Source organism: Mesorhizobium sp. M0062 (genome assembly GCF_040323125.1).
Classification (GTDB): Bacteria; Pseudomonadota; Alphaproteobacteria; order Rhizobiales; family Rhizobiaceae; genus Mesorhizobium.
Genome location: NZ_JAMYUO010000026.1, coordinates 36,168 through 53,226 on the forward strand (window position 1 = coordinate 36,168; position 17,059 = coordinate 53,226).

The following is a 17,059-nucleotide window of genomic DNA, read 5'->3' on the forward strand; positions in this document are numbered from 1 at the left end:
GACTTGGCGCAAAAGTGCTAGCGCGCCCAGATTCCGCCGGAATCTGCTTAGGCGAGTAATTGATACATTTTGGGCGGGTTGAGACAGCGCCAGTTCCGGTGGCGGTAAGGGCCAGGAACTCAATATTCCTTTTCGTAGAATATGCCGCCCTTGGCCTCACCGCCATCGTTGGCCTCGCCGCGCAGCTTGACGCCGCGTCCGACATTGAGGTCGATCGTCGCCTTGCCCGATCCTGGCCTGTCGCCTTTCTGGATCGTCACATAGGTGCGGTCATTGAGGTACTTGCCCGCCGACACGGCGGTGCCGCCCTGGTCATCGGTGGTCACATCCAGGTCATCGACGCCGATTGCACTGCGCAGGTTTTCGAGCAGCGAGGTCGAGCCGCCGACGCCGGCCAGTTGGCCGGCGGCCTCGGCCAGTTGCGCGATCTGCAGCGGCGACAGGTTCGACATAGAGCGGCCGAAAATCAGCTGCGCCAGCACCTCGTCCTCGGGCAGCGCCGGCACCGATGAGAAGTCGAATTTCGGATTGGTCGCTTCGCCCGAGACGACGATGGTGACGGTGGCGCTGGTCGTGGTCGATGTCGCGGTCAAGTTGAGGTAGGGTACCAGCGACCCCGAAAAGCCGACCGTGCCTTCGGTAAAGGTCAGCCGCTTGCCGAGGATCGACAGCCGCCCACGCTGCAAGGTGAAGGTGCCGACCGCCTGCGGCGAAGCCGCCGGGCCGGTCAGCCTCAGCGAACCGCCGAACTCGGCATCGACACCCCTGCCCTGGATGAAGATCTGGTTCGGCGCATTGACCGTGACGTCGAGGACAAGTCCACTGCCGCCACCACCGCTGGCCGCCGCCGGTCGCAAGGCCTTGTCCTGCGCCCGCACGCTGGCGGGGGCGTTCTTGTGCTTGACACCGAGCGCTGCCAGCGAGCCCGGCAGCTTATCGGGAACGGTGATGACGGTCTTGGCCAGGTTGACGGTGCCCGAAATCACCGGCGCCGAGGTGAGCGGCCCCTTGATGGTCAGGTCGCCGCCGAGATTGGCTGTCACCACCCTGCCGTTGGTATAGCGGCCGTCAACCAGCTTGATAGACAAATCGGCTGGGAAACCTTGCGCCGGATTGATGCCGAGTGTGCCGGAGGCCGACAGGCTGCCGCGTGTCGACAGCGTGCCGGTTAGCCGGTTGACCCGGGCAACGCCGTTGCCGATCGAAATGTCGGCGGCAATGTCATTGACGGCAAGGCCGGAGCGCGCGTCGACCAGGCGGGCGCCCGACGTGCTGACCGTGCCGCCGATCACCGGCGACGCCGCCGGGCCGCGCACCTGGATATTGACGTTGGCGGTGCCGCTGAGCGACAGCCCTTGCGCCGCAAGCTTGGCGGCCAGGAAGGAAAATGGCACCTTGCCGTTGAAGTCGAGCACCAGCGCTGGTGTGCCGGCCGTCGTCACCGTACCGCCGCCCTTGAGGCCAAGCCCGGCCCCGTCGCTGATGTCGGCGTTGAAGGTGAGCTTCTTGCCGGCGAATGTTCCCGACGAAGAGATATTCATGCCGCCAAGACCGGCGCTGCGCGTCTGCGAGGTCTGCACCCCACCAGCATCGATATCGAAAGCGACAGTCGGATTGCCCGGCGCGCCGGTTACCTTGACTGTTCCCGAAATCGAACCGGCGGCCTGGAGGCCCGGCGAAAAACTGTTGGCCAGCGAAGCCGGCACCTTCGACAGCGCGGCACTGATGTCGAGTGCCTGCCCGACCTTGCCGGTCACCGTCGCCGTGCCGCCACCGAGATTGAGCACCAGCTTGTCCAGCGTCGTGGTGCCGTTGGCGATGCTGACGGTCGAGGCCTGGGCGATGGCCGCCTTGATGCCCTGCACCGTGGCCTGGCCGGAAGCGAGTTCGATGGTGGTGGTGCCGCCAGCCACCTTTACCCTGCCCGCAGCCCTCGCCGGAATGCCCTTGACGGTGGCGCCGCCGGAAAACCCGGTCCAGTCGCCGTCGCGCTTCAAATCGACATCGATGCCGCTGATGGCGGTGCCGCCGGAAATGACGCTGTCGGCGCGAATCTTGCCCGAGATGACCGGCGCGGCGAGATAGTTGGCGACCAGCGCATCGATCGACACCGTCTTCGCCTGCAGGTCGCCGCGCGTGATCGAAGCGGTCGCAGCCTTGACGGCGACGTTCGGGCCATCCGCGGTCTTGGAGAATGCAATAGTGCCGCGCACATCGCCTCCGGCCTTTTCCAGCGCCAGCACCGCCAGCGGTCCGATATCGGGCAGGTCGAGCGCGATGGTGCCGACCGGCACGAAAGCCTCGTCGAGCGCAAGGTCGCCGGAAATCCTGTTCTTGCCGAGTGACAGCAGCAGGCCGTTGATGGCGCTCTTGCCGTCGGCAGTCGCCAGCACCGCGCTGCCTTGCAGTGCCTGCCCCGCGACATTGCCGGTCAGTTGCACATTGGCTGCCGGGTTCGCGGCATCGGCCTTGCCGGTCGCAATCAGCTTAAGTCCGGTGATTTCGCGTTCCGCCACCAGCAGGCGGTCGCTGTTGACCGTCAGCGACAGGTCCGGCGCCAGGCTGGGCCCCTGCACGTTGAGTGCAAAGCTGATCGCGCCTTTGGCATCTTTCGACAACAGCGAGATGTCGGCCAGTGCACCCTTGATATCTGCGCTAAGCTTGTTGTCGGCGAGGCTGGCCTGACCGTCCGCGGTCAGTGCGCCCGACGCCAGCGTGACCGGATTGGCGCTGACATTGCCATTGGCATCCCGCTTCAGCGTGGCGCTGAGCTGCGTGCGCTCTGCCAGCACGCTGCGCGCCGCAGCCGGCAATGCCGCCGACAGCACGTCGGCGTTGAGGTTGAGGTCGATTGCTCCATCGGCAATGCCGACACGGCCATTGAAGGCACTGCCCAGCGCATCGCCCTGCACCGAGCCGCTGTCGATGGTAATCGCATCGGCCGCCAGGCTGCCCGCGACCTTGGCGGTGATTTTGCCGACGATCAGCGGCGCGATGGTCGGATTGTCTAGACCGATCTTGTCCGCCGTCACCGTGCCCGAGATCGGACCGGTTCGGCTTTTCATATCAAATGCATCGGAATGCAGCGCAAGCGCAATGCCCTCGACCTTGGCGTCATCCGTCGCCACCGAAGGCAGTACCGCCGAGATGTCGAGCTTGGCTTGCGCAGCCTGCCCGGCCGCCTTCACCGACAGCGCCTGCAATTCGAGCTTGATCGGGCTTTCCGCGCTGCCCAGCGTCAACGGCAGGCTCGGACCGGACGATGTCAGATCGAGCGCGAAATCGCTGGCGCCGTTCGGGTTGACGGTGCCGGCGGCCTTGCCGGAGATTTTTTGGCCCGACAGCGTCGCCTGATCCAGCACGACGCCGCCGGCCGTCGAATAGCTGCCGGCCGCATCGACATCGAGCGGTCCGAGCCCGGCCTGACGGGTCTGGCTGGTCTCGGCGCCGGCCAGTTTTGCATTAAAGCGAATGTCGGGATTTGCTGACGGCCCGGTGATTTGCGCCGTGCCGTCGAGCGTGCCCGCGGCATCGAGGCCGGGCGAAAAGCCATTGGCAAGCGCAGCCGGCAGCGCCGAGAAGGTCGCCGCCAGATCGAGCGTCTGGCCCGCCGTGCCCGACAGCGTCACCGAGCCGCCGCCGAGATCGACTACCAGCCTTTGAATGTTGGTTATGCCATCGGCAATGGTCAGGCTCGACGGCTCGGCGATCGCCACCTTGATGCCGCGCACCGTCGCCTCGCCGGACGCGATCTCGACGCTGGTCGCGCCCCCGGCAATCTTCGCCCGCCCGGCAGCTGTCGCCGGAATGCCTGATATGGTTGCGCCGCCGGTGAAATTCGTCCAGTCGCCGTCACGCTTGAGGTCGACGCCGATGCCACTGACGACGGTCGTTCCCGAGGTCACGCTCTCGGCCTTGATCGTGCCGGAGATCGCAGGGCTGTTAAGATAGTTGGCGATCAGTGCGCTGACGGTGACTGCCTTGGCTGCCACATCACCGCGCGCGATCGACACGCTGGCTGCATTGATGGTGACAGTGGGAGCCTCGCCGTCTTTGGCGAACACCACGGTGCCGCCGATATCGCCGGCCGCCGTCTGCCCGGCCAGCGACGCCAGCGGCGCGATATCGGGGGCGGAGATCGTCAGCGTCCCCAGCGGCAGGAATTTTTCATCGAGCGTGAGGTCGCCCGACACCTTGTTGTCGCCCAGCGCTACGCTGAGCCCCTTGATGGAGCGCTTGCCATCGCTCGTCACCAGCGCCGCCTTGATGGCGAGCGGCTGTTCGTCGACCGCGCCGGTCAGCGAGACATCTGCGGCCGGGCTCACAATGTCGGCCTTGCCCGATGCGGTCAGCTTGATGTCCTTGACGGTGCGGCCGGAGGCCGTCAGGCTGGCACTGTCGGCCGAAACCGAGAAATCCGGTGCGTTGCGCGCGCCGCTTGCCGTCAGCGCGAAATCGACCCCGCCGGCGATCGGCACGCCGACCAGCGAAGACAGCACCGAGACGTCGCCGAGCTTGCCCTTGATGTCGGCCTGGATATCGCTGCCTTGCGCGCTGGCGGTGCCGCTGGCGCTCAGCGAACCGGAAGTGAGTTCGATCGAGTTGGCGGCGAAAGAGCCCTGCGGATCGCGCGTCGCGGTCGCCGAGAATTTGACCCGTTCGCCAAGCAGCGAACTGATCTGCGGCGGCAGCGCCGTCGACACAGCATCCGCATTCATCTTCAGCGTCATGGCGAGATCGGCCAGCGTCACCTTAGCCGTCAGCCCGGCATTGAGAGCATCGCTGCGCAGCGTGCCTTCGTCGAGCGAAATCTCGTCCCTGCTGATCGAACCGGCAAGAGAGGCCGTCAGCTTGCCGGTGATCAGCGGCGCCAGCGTCGCCACGTCGGTCTTCAGCCCGGCCGCCGCCAGCGACACGCTGACCGGGCCGCTGCGGTTCTCGATGTCGAAACCGTCGGAATGGATCCGCGCATCGAGATTGTTCACCTGAGAACCGCCCGCAACCACCGAGACGAGCGAAGCGCCGGCATCGATCATCGGCGCCTTGCCGTCACCGAAGGCGCGCGCGGTCACATTGTTGATGGCCACCATGATCGGCTGCGCCTGGGTACCGACATTGACCGTGACCGGCTTGGCTTTGGCCACGAGTTCGACCGAAAGGTCACTGGCGCCCTTGGGGTCGACCATGCCGGCAGCGGTGCCATGAACTGCGTCGCTCTCGATCGCAGCGCGCTCGATGTCGACGCCGCCGGCTGCGGTCGCGGTGCCGGCGAGGTCGAAACTGGTCTTGCCGGCAAACAGCGACTTGAACCGTTCCGGCAGGAAGCCTTCGAACGAACCGTCGCCCTTGGCCTCGATCCGGTTGCCCTTGTCGGTGAGCTGGTGCCGGCCGGTGAGCTGGGTAACGATCTGACCGTCGACCATGAAGGTGCCGATGCCGCTCCAGTTGGCCAGCGGCCCGGTGCCCGAGACGACGATGTTGACCGGCGGCGCGCCGGGTAGCTTGAGCAGGTTGGCGATGATGCCGCCGGCCGGCTCGGAAGCCTTGAGATCGAGGTCGAGCTTGTTTTCATCCGGCGCGAAGTGGATGTTGGCGTCGATATTGCCTTGCTTGCCGTCATGGCGGGTAACGTTGAGCACCGTCTGGATCGCCAGCGGCGACGCATCGACCTTGGCCGATCCCTTGGCCGCAAGTTCGGCAATGCCGCTGCCGGCAAGTTGCTGGCCGAGCGCGATCTCCGGCAAATCGATCGCTCTGATATCAAGCGAAACCGGCAGGCCGGTCGACCCGCTCTTGCTCGGCTCGGTGCTCGCCACAGGCAGCCGTGCCAGTTCTATCCGTTCGGCCGCTATGCGGTCGGCGCTGAAATTCTTCGACAACAGCGCCAGCGGCGACCAGTCGACGGCCACCTTGCGGGCCACCAGCCAGGCGCCCTCGCGGTCTTCCAGCACGACATGGTCGACCGTCAGCGCGCCGGACCAGATACCGTTAATGCCGCTGACCGTGACTTTGCTGTCCCCTGACGAGGCCATGTCAGAGATGATGCCGGCGAGATTTTCGCGGCCGCGCTCGGTCTTGGTCAGCACGATCAACGCGCCGATGCCCGCCGCCGCCACGATCAGCAGCGTGTAGAAAAACAGGCGAAGGATGCGTTTCAAAATCTTCATCGTCAGAACGCCTGTCCGATCCCGGCATAGATGCCGAAACGCGGGTCGCCACGGTCGCGGTTGAGCGGCACGGCGGCGTCGATGCGCAGCGGCCCGAACGGCGTGATGTAACGCAGGCCAACGCCCGCGCCGACCTTCACGTCGGAAAAGTCCGGCGTCGCTGTGGTCGAGACAGTGCCGGCGTCGACGAACGGCACGATGCCGATCGTGTCGGTCAGCGCAATGCGCATTTCGACCGATGTTTCGAAGAAGGAAAGCCCGCCGATCGGCTGATTGTCGATGTCCTTCGGTCCGATGCCCTGATAGGCATAGCCCCGCACCGAGCCGCCACCGCCGGAATAGAAGCGCCTGTCGGCTGGAACGTTCTGAAGGCCGGTGCCGACGATCGAACCCAGCGCGACGCGTTCGGCAAGCACGAATTTCGAGGCCGTGTCGAGCGACTGATAGGCCGACCCCTCGCCCCTGAGCTTGAGGAAGGCGGCGCCGCTCAGAATGTCGTAACTCGGTTCGGCATAGGCCAGAACCCTGAAGCCGCTGGTCGGGTTGAGCCGGTTGTCCCTGTTGTCGTAGACATATTGCAGCGGAATGCTGGCGATCAGGTATTTGTGCTTGCCGAAGGCGTCGGTGATCCTGGAGTAGTCGAGCGCGATTTCAGCCGAAACCGTCTGCTTCTTGTCGATCTCATAGGACAGGCCGGTGCTGCCCTTGACCGAAAAATGGTCGTAGGCGTCGGGATGTTCGAGTACGGTCTTGACGCTGGCGATGAATTTCGAGGCCGGCCCGACCACCCCCGGCTTCTCGAACATGATGCCGGCATTGTAGTTGAGCTCGCTGAGATCGTTGCTGCCGATGCCGCTGATCTTGCCCTCGATGCGCAGCTTTTCGGCCCGGCCGAACAGATTTCGGTGGCCCCAATAGCCTTCCAGGCCTAGCCCTTCGGTGTTGGAGAAAGTGCCGCCGACGCCGAAATAGCGTGGTTTGCGCTCGCTGACCTGAACGCCGATCGGAATGTTGCCGTCGGCGTCAAGACTGTCGGCTTCCTTCAGCGTCACGCTGTTGAACACTTCGAGCCTCAGCAGCCGGTCGCGGGCATCGTCGATCTCGTCAGGCGAATATTGCCGGCCGCGTTTCAGCCCGGTCATATATTCGGTGAACTCGCGATCGACCTTCTCGGTGCCATCGACGGTGGTGTCGCCATAACCGGCAACCGGCCCGGCGGCCACCGTCAGCGTCACGTCTAGCGTCGAGGTGGTGTGCTCGGCCACGACCTGCCTGTCGGTGATCCGGGCCAGCGGCCGGCCCTCCTGCTTCAGCGCCCGCACGATCAGCGCCTCGGCCTTGAGCACGGCGCCCGAGCCGGCATCGCCGCCGGCTATCAGGCCGAAATCGGCGCTCGCCAGCCCGGCGGCATCGCCCTCCAGCCGAATATTGCCGAGCGTGAATTTGGGCCCGCTCGAGATGCTGATCACCACCGGGATCGGCTGCGGACCCGTAAATTCGACATCGGGCGGCAAATCGTCGAGCACCTTGCCCTGGATGGCGATGGTGACGACGCCTTCATAACGGGCGTCGGCATAAAGCGCGGCGACCAGCTGTTCGCGGTCGCTACGCGCCTTTGCCAAAAGGCCGAGCGAGCCGGAAACCGGGCGGTCCTCGTCGGATTTCAGCGACGAGGCGTTTTCGAGCTTCTTGACCAAGTCCTTGTCGGCATCGGGCGCTTCGATGGTCACCGCATAGCGCAGCGGGTCGACGATATCGGCGTCCTCGTCATTCGAAGAGCCCCACAATTTGATGCCGAAGAGCTCGAAGGCGGCCGCCGACCCCGATTCGGCAACGAGCACGCTCGAGCACGCCAACGCCACAATCAGCGCGCGCGAAAGCGTGCGCCGTGGCGCACTTACCTTCGACATCTGCGCTTCATACGCCGGCATCAGGACAACCTAGGTTACAAAACTAAAATTGGAATGAAGTTTTGAAGCGCTCGTAAAGGGGCCACAATCCAATTGTCTGAAATAGGCAGGGCTTGGAATTCACACCTTCTGCGTTTTCGCAAGAAAGCGTGATCCCTTTCCCCTGGATGAACTATCGGCATACCGGTCATTGGCCGGTTTGGGAACCGTTGGCGGGCGGAAACCTGCCCGTCCTCGTGTTGACAAGCTTGACTGAAGCTTGAACATGCCGCGGACGTAGCAGTGTCTGGAGGGTGTTATGGCGATGCGCGCGGCGGCTCGTGGTCTGTCGATCTTGATTCTTCTCATTTTCGCCTGGGGGTCTGTAGCGCAAGCGGCCGAAGCCCGCCGGGTGGTGACCTCAAATAATTCCGACTATTTCGGGTTCGATCTCAGATCGGACCAGAATGTCAGCCTCGATCAGTGCAAGACGACATGCCTCGGCGACCCCGCCTGCCGCGCCTTTACTTACAACAACAAGGCCAAATGGTGCTTCCTAAAATCCGACTATAACCAGTTGAAACCCTTCAGCGGCGCGGTCGCGGGCAAGGTCGTCAATGTCGATGGCGACCCCGATATCGGCGCCCCGCCGGAACTCGCCTTCTTCCCCAACTGGATGGCCGACCAGGCCCAGCAATACCGCAACAAGCTGACCGATCCGGCCTATGACAAGCCGACCGACGGGCTGGAATCACTCCGCGCCGCCGCCGAACAGGCTGCACTGACCGGCGACCATGGCCAAGCCATGAACAAATACGAGGCCGCGGTCTCGGTCCTGCCTGACGACGGCCAGCTTTGGCTCGGTCTGGCGCGTGAAACGCTTGCCATACAGCCGGCCAGCGGCACCTCCGAATCCTACAATCTGCCGGTCAAAGGCACCTCCGCCGCCATCAACGCCTACAAGTTGCTGCGCACCACCAAGACCCGCGCCGAAGTGCTGGCGCTGCTCGGCAACGGCCTCGACCGCCGCGATCTCTACCGTCCAGCCCTGCAGGCCTATGAAGCCAGCCTCGCGCTGGTCAGTTCGCCGGCGGTCAAGGCCGAATATGAGGATCTCAAGGCCCGCAAGGGCTTCCGCGTCATCGATCACTCGATCGACGCCGACACCAGCGCGCCGCGCATTTGCGCGCAGTTTTCCGAGGAGCTGGTGAAGACCGGCGTCGACTACGCCCAGTTCGTCACCGTCGACAACCAGCCGCCCAAGGGCGTCGAGGCCAAGGACAAGCAGATCTGCGTCGAAGGCCTGGAACACGGCCAGCATTACGAAGTGACCTTCCGCGCCGGCCTGCCGGCCGCAATTGGCGAGGTCACCGCCGCTCCGGTCGTGCTGTCGATCTATGTGCAGGACCGCGCGCCGTCCGCCCGTTTCACCGGCGACAGCTTCGTGCTGCCCGCCGGCGCCCGCCGCGGCATCCCGGTCGTCACCGTCAACATGAACGCCGCGCAGATGAAGCTCTACCGCATCGGCGATCGTTCGCTCGCGCAGCTTCTGTCCGGCTATCAGTTCCTGAAGCAGCTCGACGGCTATGATATCTCCAGCATTTCCGACCAGATGGGTGAGCCGGTCTGGCAGGGGCAGCTCGATATCGCCAACGACCTCAACAACGACGTCACGACTTCGTTCCCGGTCGACGAAGCCTTGCCGCAGCGCAAGCCCGGCGTCTACGTGCTGACCGCGCAAGCGGTAAATGAAAATGACGAGGACAATTACAATTCGCTTGCCACGCAGTGGTTCGTCGTCTCGGACATCGGCCTGTCGACCTATACCGGCCAGGATGGCCTCAATGTCTTTGCCCGCTCGCTCGGAACCGCCAAGCCGATCGCCGGCGCCGAACTGACGCTGCTGGCCAGGAACAATGAAATCCTCGGCACAGCCACGTCGGACGCCGAAGGCCATGCTGTCTTCAACCCCGGCCTGACGCGCGGCGACGGCGGCATGGTGCCGGCCGTTCTGATGGCCAAGCAGGGCGACAACGATTTCGTCTTCCTCGACATGGGCCGCGCTGGCTTCGATCTGTCCGATCGCGGCGTCGCCGGACGCGCCGCACCGGGCGCGCTCGATGTCTATGCCTGGACCGAACGCGGCATCTACCGCGCCGGCGAGGATGTGCATGTCGCAGCCCTTGCCCGCGACGGCGCCTCCAAAGCGGTGGAAAACCTGCCGCTGACCTTCATCTTCACCCGTCCCGACGGCGTCGAGAACCGCCGCATCGTTGCCGATGGCGTCTCGGCCGGCGGCTATGCCGTCGACCTGCCGCTGGAAGCCAACGCCATGCGCGGCACCTGGACGGTGTCGATCTATACCGATCCCAAGCAGGCGGCCGTTTCCAGCCAGATGTTCCTGGTCGAAGACTTCGTGCCGGATCGCATCGAGTTCGATATGAAGTCCGACAAGCAGGAGATCGCCCAGGGCGAAACCGCCAACATCGACATTGACGGCCGCTTCCTCTATGGCGCGCCGGCCGCCGGCCTCGCGCTCGAAGGCGAGCTGACGCTGTCGACGGCGCGCGACTGGGACCGTTTCGCCGGCTATTCGTTCGGCCTTGCCGACGAGCAGTCGGCCGAGCCTTCGGTCACCCCGTTCACCGGTCTGCCGGTGGTCGGCGACGACGGCAAGGCGACCTTCCCGGTCACGGTCGACCAATTGCCCGCGACCACCAAGCTGGTCGACGCCAAGGTCACGGTTCGCATGCGCGAAACCGGCGGCCGCGCCATCGAGCGCTCGATCAACATCGGCATCCGCCCGCAAGGCCACATGATCGGCATTCGTCCGGATTTCGCCGACAATGAGGTGCCGCAGGGCGGCACCGCCAAATTCAGCCTCATCGCGGTCGATCCCGACGGCAAGCGCGAGACGCTGAAGGGCGCGCAGTGGTCGCTGGTCAAGGTCGAACGCAATTACCAGTGGTATCGCAACAACAACTCGTGGAACTACGAACCGGTCACCTTCACCAAGTCGATCGCCAACGGCCAGGTCGATCTCAGCGCCGATGCCGAGGCGACCGTGACGATGCCGGTCGACTGGGGCCAGTACCGGCTCGAGATCGAGACTGCCGATCCCGAGGGCCCGGCGACCAGCTATGAGTTCGACGCCGGCTGGTATGTCTCCTCGACCTCCACCGAAACGCCTGATGGGCTCGAGATCGCTCTCGACAAGGACAGCTATGCCGCCGGCGACGTGGCCAAGCTGAAAGTGTCGCCGCATTTTGCCGGCGAACTGCTGGTCACCATCGGCGCCGACAAGCTGCTCAAGACCGTCACGGCAACCGTGCCGGCCGGCGGCAGCACGGTCGACATCCCGGTCGGTGACGACTGGGGCGCCGGCGCCTACATCACCGCAACCCTGCTCCGGCCCGGCGATGCGCAGGAAACCCGCATGCCGGCGCGCGCCATCGGCGTAAAATGGCTGACGGTCGACCCGGGCTCGAAAAAGCTCGCGGTTACCCTGACGCCGCCGGACAAGACGATGCCGCGCCAGCAGCTGTCGATCCCGGTTTCGGTCGCCGGCGTAGCGCCGGGCAGCAATGCCTATGTCACGGTCGCTGCCGTCGATGTCGGCATTTTGAACCTCACCAACTACAAGGCGCCGGATCCGGAGGGCTGGTATTTCGGCCAGCGCATGCTCGGGCTCGAAGTCCGCGACATCTATGGCCGTCTCATCGACGGCTCGCTCGGCACCAGCGGCAAGCTCAGGACCGGCGGCGACGGCGCCTCGATGCAGCCGCAAGGCAGTCCGCCGACCGAAAAGCTGGTCGCCTTCTTCTCCGGCCCGGTCCAGCTCGACGCCGACGGCAAGGCGAGGATCGACTTCGACATCCCGCAGTTCAACGGCACCGTGCGCGTCATGGCCGTCGCCTGGACCAAGGAGGCCGTCGGCCATGCCACGACCGATGTCATCGTGCGCGATCCGGTGGTGATCACCGCCGGCCTGCCCCGCTTCCTGGCGCCTGGAGATGCAGCGATCATGCGGCTCGATGTCGCCGACACCGACGGTCCGGAGGGCGACTATGCCCTGTCGATCGCCACGACCGGCGACCTCTCGACCGGCGACAAGCCGTTGCCCGAAAAGCTGACTCTCGCCAAGGGCAAGCGCCAGACGCTGACTGTGCCGCTGGTTGCACAGACGGCGGGTAATGCCTCGATCACCATCAAGCTCGCCCATGGCGACGGCACCTCCGTCGAGCAGACGCTGTATGTCCCGGTGCGTCCGGCGCAATTGCCGGTCACCACCCGTCTGGTCGTCGACCTCAAGGGCAATGGCGGCTCGCTGCGCGTCGACAAGGAGCTGCTCGCGGCAAGCCTGCTCGACGGCGCCTCGATCAGCGTCGGCGTTTCGCAGGCTGCCGCCTTCGACGTGCCGTCGCTGCTGATGACGCTCGACCGCTACCCCTATGGTTGCGCCGAGCAGACCACCAGCCGCGCCATGCCGCTTCTCTACGTCAACGATCTGGCGTCCGGAGTCGGCATGCAAAGCGATCCCGAACTGCACGGCCGCGTGCAGGCCGCCATCTACAAGGTGCTGAGCTACCAGGCTTCGGCCGGCAGCTTCGGCCTGTGGGGTCCGGGCTCCGGCGATCTGTGGCTTGACTCTTACGTCACCGACTTCCTGACCCGGGCGCGCGAGCAGAACTACGACGTGCCGGCCCTGGCGATGAGCCAGGCGCTGAGCAATCTGCAAAACTCGGTCGGTTACGACCAGGACGTCCAGGATCGCGGCAGCGAAATCGCCTACGCGCTCTATGTTCTGGCCCGCAACAAGAAGGCCTCGGTCGGCGATCTGCGCTACTACGCCGACACCAAGCTCGAAGCCTTCTCGAGCCCGATGGCCGTCGCCCAGTTGGCGGCGAGCCTGGCGCTCTACGGCGACGCGCAGCGTTCGGAAGCAACCTTCCAGACGGCGCTGCAGCTGGCCAAGTCGACCACCGAATACGACTACTACCGGTCCGACTATGGCTCGCGGCTGCGTGATGGCGCCGCGATCCTGGCGCTCGCCGCCGAATCGAAGCCGGTGCCGACCATCGTGCCGGAGCTGATCCGGCTGGTGGCAAGGGAACGTGCCGATGCCCGCTGGACCAGCACGCAGGACGAGTCCTGGATGCTTCTGGCGGCCCGCGCGCTGAAGTCGGGCAACGACTCGATCACGCTCTCGGTCAACGGCGCGCCGCATGCCGGTGGGTATTCCAACCACCTCAGCGGCACCGACATTGCCGACAGCCCGCTGACCATCGCCAACACCGGCGCCACGCCGCTGCAGGCGGTCGTCACCACGGTCGCCTCGCCGGTAGAGCCCTTGCCGGCCGGCGGCGACGGCTTCACCATCGACCGCACCTACTACAAGCTCGATGGCACCGAAGCCAACGTCACCGAGGCGACGCAGAACGAACGCTACGTGGTCGTGCTCAAGGTTTACGAGCAGAACCGCTGGCCTTCGCGCCTGCTGATCACCGACCTGTTGCCGGCCGGCTTCGAGATCGACAATCCGGGCCTTGTCTCCAGCGCCCAATTGTCGAACTTCACCTGGCTGGCGCAAACGGACGCAGCCCATCTCGAATTCCGCGACGACCGTTTCGTCGCGGCATTCAATCCCAATGACGGCGATGGCGACCGCAACATCATGCTGGCCTACGTCGTGCGTGCGGTAACGCCGGGCACCTATGCCCATCCGGCAGCCACGGTGGAGGACATGTACCGGCCGCAATATTCGGCCCGCACCGCCACCGGCATGATGGAGATCAAGGCGCCGTAAGGCGCCTTGACGAAGATGAACACGCCGATGTCCGCGACCATCTCCTTCTCCCCGCTATGCGGAGAGAAGGAGCCGGCAGGCGGATGAAGGGCACCACCATGCTCTCCAGAAAATTTCTCCGTCGAACAGGCATCGCCGCCGCCTCCCTCGTCGGCTTTGCGGCGATCGCTGCCGCTTCTCTCTGGGAACTCGACCGCGCTTTTCCGCCGCCGCTGCCCGGAAGGCTCACCGTCTCCACCGAGGTCCAGGACCGCGACGGTCAGCTGTTGCGCGCCTTCGCCACGTCGGACGGTTACTGGCGGCTCGACACTCATCTCGACCAGGTCGACAAGCAGTTCGTCGACATGCTGGTCACCTATGAAGACAAGCGCTTCTGGGACCATGATGGCGTCGATGTGCTGGCGCTGGCGCGCGCCGCCGGCCAGTTCGCCACCAGCGGCCATATCGTCTCCGGCGGCTCGACCCTGTCGATGCAGCTTGCCCGGCTGATCGAGCCACGCGAAAACCGCAGCCTCGGCTCGAAGATCAAGCAGATGCTGCGTGCCATCCAGATCGAGCGGCGGCTGTCCAAGCAGGAGATCCTCGAACGCTACCTGACCTTGGCGCCCTATGGCGGCAATCTCGAAGGCGTGCGCGCCGCCTCGCTCGCCTATTTCGGCAAGGAGCCGAAGCGGCTGACGGTCTCGGAAGCCGCCCTGCTGGTTGCGCTGCCGCAATTGCCGGAAAAGCGCCGGCCCGACCGCAATCTCACCATCGCTCATGCCGCCCGCGACCGCGTGCTGACCCGCATGGTGTCGGCTGACCTGCTTGGCGAGCGCGAGGCCGCGCGCGCAGCGCTCGATGATGTCTCGGGCTTGCGCCGCAAACTGCCGGCGCTGGCGCCGCATGCCGCCTATGCCATGCTTCCCAAGGCCGTACCCGGCAAGCCATTGCAGCTGACGATCCGCAAAAGCGTCCAGCAAGGGCTGGAGCAGGTGGCGCGCGATGCCGCGATCAAGCTTGGTCCGCGCCTCTCCGTCGCCATGGTGATGGCCGATGCCCGCACCGGTGACATCCTCGGCGAAGTCGGCTCTGCCGATTTCTTCGACGCCAGCCGTTCCGGCTGGATCGACATGACCAAGATCGTGCGGTCGCCCGGCTCTACGCTTAAGCCGTTCATCTATGGCCTCGCCTTCGAGCAGGGGCTGGTGGCGCAGGAAATGCTGATCGAGGACAGACCGGTCGATTTCGGCGGCTACCGGCCAAAGAATTTCGACATGGGCTATCAGGGGGATGTCTCGATCCGCCAGGCGCTGCAGCTGTCGCTCAACGTGCCGGCAATCCGCGTGCTCGACTCTGTCGGCCCGGCACGGCTGATGGCGCGCTTCCGCCAGGCCGGCGTCAGCCCGGTGCTACCGGTCAACGAGGCGCCGGGCCTCGCCATCGGCCTCGGAGGCGTCGGCGTAACGCTGCGCGATCTCGTCCAGCTCTATACCGGCCTCGCCAATGGCGGCAAGGCAAACACGCTCCATGACGGCACCGAGCCGGCCAACGACGAGCGCGCCACCGCCACCATCCTCGACGCCCAGGCGAACTGGCAGATCACCGACATATTGTCGGGCGTAAAGCCGCCTGAGGGCGCCTTGCAGCGCGGCATCGCCTACAAGACCGGCACGTCCTACGGCTATCGCGATGCCTGGTCGGTCGGCTTCGACGGCCGCTACGTGCTGGGTGTTTGGGTCGGCCGCGCCGATGCCGGTGCGGTGCCCGGCCTGTCCGGCTATGTCTCGGCCGCCCCCATCCTGTTCGAGGGCTTCGTCCGTTCAGGCCTCACCGCCGTCCCGTTGCCCAGCCAGCCGGCCGGCGTCGTCAAGGCCAGGCGCGAAGACCTGCCGGTGACATTGGCGCGCTTCGGCGCCGGCGCCGACGGACTGGTGCAGGCAGGCCCGACGGAACCGGCGCCAACGATCATTTTCCCGCCCAACGGCGCCCGCGTCGATCTCGCCACCAATTCCGCCGAGGCCTCGCCGCTGGTGCTGAAACTGCAAGGCGGCCGCGCGCCGTTCCGCTGGCTGGCCAATGGCAAGCCGCTCGTCGGCATCGACCGCCGCCGCACCGCGACCTGGCTGCCCGACGGCGCCGGCTATTCGACGCTCACCGTCATCGACGCCGTGGGACGCGCGGCAAGCGTGAAGGTGTTCGTTGAATAGAGGGCGCCAAGCGGTAAAGGGGATTGGGTTTCTTCGCCTGAAACCCGGCGCGAGGCACCCCCCTCTGGCCTGCCGGCCATCTCCCCCGCAAGGAGGGAGATTGGCAGCTTCGGCGCCGCGCTCATTCAGCAACGTTGAAAATTGGCGAAAGCCGCAGCGACACCTGATCTCCCCCCTTGCGGGGGAGATGGCCGGCAGGCCAGAGGGGGGTGTGCCGAAGCGCTTGCATCGAGGATTGGCCTTAGCCGTATCCATGTTCGTTTCGACTTGCTCCCCCGCCGCCGCCGATCCCCTGCCCGCCGGCTTCGTCCGCCTGGCCGATGTCGATCCCTCGATCCGCCAGGACATCCGCTATGCCGGCCTGGAAAATTTCCTGCATCGCAAGGCCGATGGCTACGACGCCCCAGTCTGCATCCTCACGAAGCAAGCTGCGCAAGCGCTGTCCGGCGTGCAGAAAGCGCTCGCCGCCGACGGCCTGACGCTGGTCGTCTTCGACTGCTACCGCCCGGCCCGCGCCGTTGCCGACATGGGCAAATGGACCAGAGAGGGCGGCCCGCCCGATCCGCAATGGTACCCTCTGGTGCCGCGCGGCGACCTCATCGCCAAGGGCTATATCGGCGAATTGTCCACCCATTCGCGCGGCTCGACCGTCGATGTCGCCATCGCCCGCAGCGACGGCAAGAACAAGTCATCCGCCGCTTGCGGCGCGGCCGGCGCCGGCACGCTCGATTTCGGCACCAGCTTCGACTGTTTCGACCCGGCGAGCGAAACCGCCCATCGCCCATTGGCGGCAGAAGCAGCGGCAAACCGCAAAAAGCTGCTCGACGCCATGCGCGCCGGCGGCTTCAAGAATTATGCGCGCGAGTGGTGGCACTACACGCTTCGGGATGAGCCGTTTCCAAAACTGCGCTTCGATTTTCCCATCACTGCGGGCTGAAGTGCCCGGTGCTACAGCGAGCCTTCCCTCGCTCGGCCTTGCTTCTGCGGTGTCAGCTCCTAGATAGCGTC

General features: G+C 65.3%; 5 protein-coding genes. 3 read left to right on the top strand and 2 right to left on the bottom strand.

The window, feature by feature from the left end:
• Positions 1 to 119: 119 nt before the first annotated feature.
• Both NKJ64_RS24675 and NKJ64_RS24680 read right to left on the bottom strand, forming a co-directional pair.
• Positions 120 to 6,167, bottom strand: a complete 6,048-nt coding sequence (locus NKJ64_RS24675; RefSeq protein ID WP_352463498.1) for a translocation/assembly module TamB domain-containing protein — start codon at positions 6,165 to 6,167, stop codon at positions 120 to 122.
• A gap of 2 nt (positions 6,168 to 6,169) precedes the next feature.
• Positions 6,170 to 8,098, bottom strand: a complete 1,929-nt coding sequence (locus tag NKJ64_RS24680; protein WP_286488128.1) for an autotransporter assembly complex protein TamA — start codon at positions 8,096 to 8,098, stop codon at positions 6,170 to 6,172.
• Between the two features lie 277 nt (positions 8,099 to 8,375).
• Between NKJ64_RS24680 and NKJ64_RS24685 the strand changes: the two genes are divergently transcribed.
• The 3 genes from NKJ64_RS24685 (at position 8,376) to NKJ64_RS24695 (ending at position 16,988) form a co-directional block, all read left to right on the top strand.
• Positions 8,376 to 13,862 carry an alpha-2-macroglobulin family protein gene (locus tag NKJ64_RS24685; RefSeq protein WP_352463499.1) on the top strand — a complete coding sequence of 1,829 codons (5,487 nt, stop codon included), beginning with the start codon at positions 8,376 to 8,378 and terminating at the stop codon, positions 13,860 to 13,862.
• Positions 13,863 to 13,945: 83 nt separating this feature from the next.
• Positions 13,946 to 16,051, top strand: a complete 2,106-nt coding sequence (gene pbpC / locus NKJ64_RS24690) for a penicillin-binding protein 1C (protein WP_352463500.1) — start codon at positions 13,946 to 13,948, stop codon at positions 16,049 to 16,051.
• Positions 16,052 to 16,304: 253 nt separating this feature from the next.
• Positions 16,305 to 16,988: a M15 family metallopeptidase gene (locus tag NKJ64_RS24695; RefSeq protein ID WP_352463501.1), complete on the top strand. Its 684-nt coding sequence runs from the start codon at positions 16,305 to 16,307 to the stop codon at positions 16,986 to 16,988.
• Positions 16,989 to 17,059: the final 71 nt, after the last annotated feature.